At 51.1% G+C, this 6,000-nt stretch carries 4 protein-coding genes; 2 read left to right on the top strand and 2 right to left on the bottom strand.

The window, feature by feature from the left end; all coding sequences use genetic code 11:
* Nucleotides 1-46: 46 nt before the first annotated feature.
* Nucleotides 47-421: an oxalurate catabolism protein HpxZ gene (hpxZ, locus tag ACTS3T_RS09670; protein ID WP_377961809.1), complete on the top strand. Its 375-nt coding sequence runs from the start codon at nt 47-49 to the stop codon at nt 419-421.
* On the opposite strand, the gene ACTS3T_RS09675 is transcribed toward hpxZ, so the two are convergent.
* Both ACTS3T_RS09675 and ACTS3T_RS09680 read right to left on the bottom strand, forming a co-directional pair.
* Entirely contained in the window at nt 418-1,041 is a 624-nt protein-coding gene (locus ACTS3T_RS09675) for an LOG family protein (protein WP_377961806.1), read from the bottom strand. The genes hpxZ and ACTS3T_RS09675 overlap by 4 nt on opposite strands.
* A gap of 161 nt (nt 1,042-1,202) precedes the next feature.
* A complete protein-coding gene (locus tag ACTS3T_RS09680; RefSeq protein ID WP_377961917.1) occupies nt 1,203-1,400 on the bottom strand; it encodes a hypothetical protein in 198 nt (65 codons plus the stop codon).
* 338 nt (nt 1,401-1,738) lie between these two features.
* On the opposite strand from ACTS3T_RS09680, the gene ACTS3T_RS09685 reads away from it, so the two are divergent.
* Nucleotides 1,739-6,000, top strand: a 4,262-nt coding sequence (locus tag ACTS3T_RS09685) for a hybrid sensor histidine kinase/response regulator (RefSeq protein WP_462934925.1), incomplete at its 3' end; no start/stop codon positions are given.

The following is a 6,000-nucleotide window of genomic DNA, read 5'->3' on the forward strand; positions in this document are numbered from 1 at the left end:
GACTGAAGCGCACGCAGAATTTTTAGGCGTAATCTACTGGGGTTTGATGGAAATTAATTTGCCCGAAGTCGTTGAAGAAGTCAGGTTAGCCTTTAACCGCTATGAGCAAGCCTTGGTCAACAACGATGTTGCTGTTCTTGATCAGCTATTTTGGCAACATCCAGCCACTATCCGGTATGGGGCGACTGAAAACCTGTACGGTCACGCCGCGATCGCTCAATTTCGCGCCCAGCGCTCACCGCAGGGGTTAGCCCGCCAGCTCACTCGCACAGTGATTACCACCTATGGTCGAGACTTTGCCACGGCAAATACCGAGTTTGCGAAAGTTTCGGGTCAGCTAGGTCGCCAAAGCCAAACCTGGATGCGAACCGAGGATGGCTGGCACGTCGTTAGTGCCCATGTGTCCTTTCTCCCTGACTAATCTAACTTGTACCGATGGTAGTTAAGGCAAAAAGCATTGTTGCCTTTGGAAAACTCCTGATAGGTGTCGCGTAAAATTTCAAAGGCTTCGTCGCAGTTGCGCACCAAAAAAAGCAACTCATAATCTTCTGGGTCAATTAGCTGCTTTTGTAAAGGCCACTGCCGCACCCAAGCCAGCAAATCAGCCCACATTTCGCCAACTAAGACGATAGGAATGTTGCAAATATGCTCTACTTGCATGAGCTGCCAGGTGTATACCATCTCTAAGAGCGTCCCCACTCCACCGGGGGCGACTACCACCGCGTTAGATAGGCTCATAAAGTGGTCAAGGCGATCGGAAAAGCGATCAAACTCTCGCTTGATATCGACATGGTCGTTGACGCCTTCTTCAAAAGGCAGCTTGATGCTTAACCCATAGGATTTGCTGGCCGGATCAGCCCTACCTTCTTTGTGCCCTCTGTTGGCGGCTTCCATTAAACCGGGGCCACCTCCGGTAACGACATCTATCCCCTCACGACCGAGCAGGCGTGCCAGACGGCGAACCTGTTCGTAGATTGAATCGCCAGCATGAATACGAGCGGAACCGAAAATAGCAACGCGAAAGCGATCGGAGTCAAGCATAAAAGTTGAGTGGAACTTTGCAGAGCAAATAGGTTGCAATAGGCCGATTACAGGCTAACTAACACCCTACCGCTAAATCATCCTCTCTTAGGAATTATGCTGGCAAAAAAGATTTATGCTTCGCAGTTTTGAGGCGATCGCGCCACCATTTTCGGTGGGGCTTAACGTTTAAGCGTAGGCATTAAAAACAACCAGCTAACAAAGAAGAAAGCTGCCGTGAACAGTTGAGCAATATCGACGGCTGAAAGATAGCCATCGGCAAAAGCGGCTAGTGTGCGATCGCTGATACCAAATAGCCAAGAAGCATTACCGAAAGACCAGATCCCAACTCTAAGGTAATGGACAAAATCATCTGGCATTTCTACCGTTCTGACGGCCTGATTAACGGGTTGAATCATGATGAATAAGAGGAGGTTTGACCAAAAGCAAACAGAAACCTACCATCTGCTATCGATGGCTTCTGCTAAAAGTTGAATTGACCGGATGAGTAAGGCCAATCAGCGTATCGCTTTGACGATAATAACGATTCGTTAATTTATGTTTTAACGGATTGTTTTCTGTTACGTACTCTGCCTTAGGCATTATTTTTATCCAATCTAGGTCGTGTGGGGGCATTGTCTTCTCGATATCTTCTCGTTTGCCCTTTAAGCTAGCTTCATTGAGCCACACCAATCATCTGGGGCAGAGGGAGTGCCGCATGACGGTTGAGCAAACAGGTAAGTGCGATCGTTTACAGGCAACTTTGGCCAAAATGGCGATCGCTTTAGCCGCAGTCAGTGATGCAGTCGTTTGGGTCGATCAAAACAATCAAATAGAGTGGTGTAATCCGGCCTTTGCCCGTTTAGTCCGGCGATCGCCCGCAGACATTGAAGCAGCAGATTTTGATCGGCTGTTGACCTTAGTGCAGGCGGGACAGCCTGTAGTCGCAGCGGCGTCTCCTCCCCGCCGCGTTTTGCAAGGCGACTATGAAACCACCGAATATCGGCTAGATTGCGATACGCTACACCGGGCTGTGCGGATTGCTGGAACGGCGATCGCCGTTGGTGAGGGGGCGACGGTCGTGCTAACAATTCATGAAATTTGCCCAACCGCGACGGCTCCCGATCCGACAGTCCCTGATACCGCCTCGCTGCTTCAAGCCACCTTAGAAGCCACTGCCGATGGTATTTTTGTGGCCTCTCCCCAAACGGGCTTACTGACCTACAACCAAAAATTTGTCCACATGTGGGGGTTGCCTGCCGACTTAATGGCGGTTGAAGCTGACTGCACGGCTCGCTTCGACTTTATGGCTGAGCAGACCGTTGATCCAGAAGGGTTTAAGGCTCGCGTTAGAGATCTCTACAACCAGTCCTCTACAGCAGAGGTTTTTGATCTTGTAGAGTTGCAAGACGGTCGGGTATTTGAGCGCTACTCGCATCCTCAGCAAATTGACGCCCAGACGGTGGTGCGAGTCTGGAGCTACCGAGATGTCACCACCCGCCGCCAGCAGGCTTACTTTCTTGAACAGCAGGCAGCGGCTATTCAAGCTTCAGTAGACGGCATCGCCATTTTAGATGCCCAGCAAAACTATGCTTATCTCAACAATGCCCATGTGCAAATTTATGGCTATGACAGTGCTTTAGAGCTGATTGGCCATCACTGGCAAATGCTTTACGATGCTGAGTCTTTGCGGCGATTTGAGCAGGAAATTTTGCCAGCGTTTGCTCACAATGGCTACTGGCGTGGTGAAGCGGTAGGGCTCAAAAAAAATGGCAGTCGTTTTGATCAAGAAGTCTCTTTAACGCGGCTAGAAAACGGCGGACTCATTTGTGTAGTTCGCGATATTAGCGATCGCAAGCGGCAAGAAAAAGCCTTGCAGCTCATCGTTGAAGGAACCGCGGCTAAAACGGGTGATGATTTTTTCCAAGCCTGTGCCCGCTACCTAGCAGAGGTGCTACAGGTGAAACACACCCTCATTGCCGAAAAGCTAACGTCTGCGATGGAGCAGTGCTATATCTTATCGGTGTGGAATGATTTTGGCTTTCATGCAGGTGAGGTTTACGACCTGCGAGGCACCCCTTGCGAACAAGTGCTGCAGGGTGACCTGTGCTACTTTGCCGAAGATACCAAAGGCGCTTTCCCGGCAGATGGCCCCCTACAAGCCTCTGCGATTGAGAGTTATTTGGGCATTCCCATGCGGGGGGCAGCGGGTCAGGTTTTAGGGCATATTGCGGTGATGGATGACCAGCCGATGCAGCCCAACCCTCAGCGGGAACTGATTTTGCGAATTTTTGCCGCCCGAGCCGGGGCGGAGTTAGAACGTCAGCGCACCGAAGAACATCTGCGCCAGCAGCAAGACATTTTGCGGTTGGTGATGGATGCCGTACCCAATCGAATTTTCGTGAAAGATTGGGAAGGCTGCTATCTAATTGCTAACCAGGCAGCCGCTGCCTTCTACGGTGTGCCCGTTGAACAAATAATTGGTCAGCGAGATGCTGACTTGCATCCGCATCCAGAAATTGCGGCTCGATTTGTGGTTGAAAATCGACAGGTGATAGCGTCTGGCGAAGATTTATTTGTGCCAGAAGAAAAAATAGCCTTAGGCACAGGCACAGGTCGTGAAGAATGGCTCCAATGGCAAAAGCGGCGAATTCAACTACCGGGCCGTGAAGACTATTGTGTATTGGGTGTGGGGGTGAGTATTACTGAGCGCAAGCGGGTAGAGGCGGCGCTGCAAGAAAGCGAAGCCAAGTTTCGCCAGATTGCTGACAACATTCGCGAAGTCTTTTTTCTGCTAACGCCCGATGGATCTGAAATTCTCTACATTAGCCCCGCTTTTGAAACCATTTGGGGGCGCAGTTGCGAAGCGGCTAGGGCACAAACGGCGGAAAACGATCTTTGGATGAGCTGGATTTATGCCGAAGATCGCGATCGCGTTCAGGCTCATATTCGAGATCAGCTACAGTTAGGCCAAAGCTATCAGGTAGACTACCGGATTGTGCGTCCTGACCAGTCGATTCGCTGGGTGCGCGAAAGCGCCTCGCCCATTCGCGATCGCCAGGGCGAAATTTATCGCTATGCGGGTTTAGCAGAAGATATCACCGAGCAAAAGCAAGCCGAGGAAGCCTTACGCCGAAGTGAGCTAAAGTTTCGCAACATTTTTGAAAATTCCTATGTCGGCATTTTTCGTTCTCGGCTGACAGACGGGCTGATTTTGGAGGCCAATCAGCGCTGTGCCGAAATTGTTGGCTATCAGTCGCCCAATGATCTCGTCGGCAAGCGGTTTACGCGTGATTTTTATGTCGATGCGGCTGACCGAGAACCGCTAGTTGAACAACTGATTAAACATGGCAAAATCAGCAACTACGAAACCCGTTTTCGCCATAGTGACGGCTCGATCCACTGGGGTCTTTATTCTATGCGCCTGAACTTGGAAGAAAATTGCGTTGAAGTCGTGCTGGCAGACATTAGCGATCGCAAGCAAACGGAAGAAGATTTGCGGCTAAGTGAACTTAAATACCGCAACATTTTTGAAAACTCTCAAGTCGGCATTTGCCGAACCCGCCCCGATGACGGCCTAATCTTAGCGGCCAATCAACGCTTTGCCGAAATTATGGGGTATGACTCGCCAACTGAACTGATCGATCGCAAGCGGGTAAGAGAGTTTTATGCCGACCCAAGCGAGCGTCAGCAAGTGGTGGCAGAACTTCAGCAACACGGGGAATTACGCGATCGCGAAGTCAAGCTACGTCGCCGCCAGGGAACTTGTCTATGGGGACTGCTTTCAGTACGACCCAACCCAGAAGAAGATTGCCTCGAAGGCGTAATTACCGATATTAGCGATCGCAAGCGGGCAGAAGCCGAACTGCAACAAGCCAAAGAAGCGGCTGAGGCGGCTAACCGGGCTAAAAGTACGTTTTTAGCCAACATGAGCCACGAGTTGCGAACGCCCATGAATGCCATTTTGGGGTTTGCCCAACTGATGGAACGAGATGATTCTCTCAGTGGGCGTCAGCGAGAATCGCTGGCAATTATTAACCGCAGCGGCGAACACCTGCTGGATTTAATCAACGACGTTTTAGAAATGTCGAAAATTGAGGCAGGGCGTACCACCCTCAACACCGACGCCTTTGATTTACATCAGCTTTTGCAAACCCTGCAGGAAATGTTTCAGTTTCGAGCTGAGGCTAAACAACTGCAACTACGGGTTGGACTGGCGGCTGACGTACCGCAGTACATCAAGACCGATGAAGGTAAGCTGCGTCAGGTGTTGATTAATTTACTGGGCAATGCCATCAAATTTACTGAGCAAGGGCGGATTGAAGTAAGCGTAAGCTTGGAGGCTCTAAAGCGCAGCAGCGAAGAAAACGTCGAAAAGAGCAGAGAAGGCGATAAAGAATCCCAAATTTCAAACCTGGCAGCCCCTACCCCGCCCGCTGATGCTACCTGCCAGCTTGGTTTCGCCGTTATGGATACAGGCCCTGGCATTGCGCCAGCCGATCTCGACAAGATTTTTCAACCTTTTGTGCAGACGCCGCGAGGGGTGCAAGCGGGGGGCGGGACGGGCTTAGGGCTAGCGATTAGCCGTCAGTTTGTTCACCTATTGGGCGGCGATATTAAAATTGAGACGGCTTTGGGGCAAGGATCGACGTTTCGTTTTTCGATTCAGGCCGCGATCGCAGCGACAGATGCCTCTGCTAGTCCTTTTCGGCGGGTTTTGCGGCTTTTACCTCAGCAGCCTGCTTACCGCATTTTGGTCGTTGACGATCAGCCTGAAAATCGAGCGCCACTGACACAACTGTTATGCGCCGCTGGCTTTGAAGTGCGTGAAGCGATTGACGGTGAAACTGCGATCGCTGTGTGGCAAAGCTGGCAACCGCACCTGATCTGGATGGACATGCGGATGCCCGTTGTGGATGGCTATGAAGCAACGCGGCGCATCCGTGAGATGGAGCAAGCTGCGTTAGAGGGGGATGGGGA

The sequence above is a fragment of the Almyronema sp. genome (assembly GCF_052168255.1).
GTDB lineage: Bacteria > Cyanobacteriota > Cyanobacteriia > Phormidesmidales > Phormidesmidaceae > Sphaerothrix > Sphaerothrix epifaneia.

Excerpts from the sequence above, each read along its gene's own strand:
- hpxZ (WP_377961809.1), top strand. The coding sequence starts at position 47 with ATGGAAATTAATTTGCCCGAAGTCGTTGAAGAAGTCAGGTTAGCCTTT.
- ACTS3T_RS09675 (WP_377961806.1), bottom strand. The coding sequence starts at position 1,041 with ATGCTTGACTCCGATCGCTTTCGCGTTGCTATTTTCGGTTCCGCTCGT.
- ACTS3T_RS09680 (WP_377961917.1), bottom strand. The coding sequence starts at position 1,400 with ATGCCAGATGATTTTGTCCATTACCTTAGAGTTGGGATCTGGTCTTTC.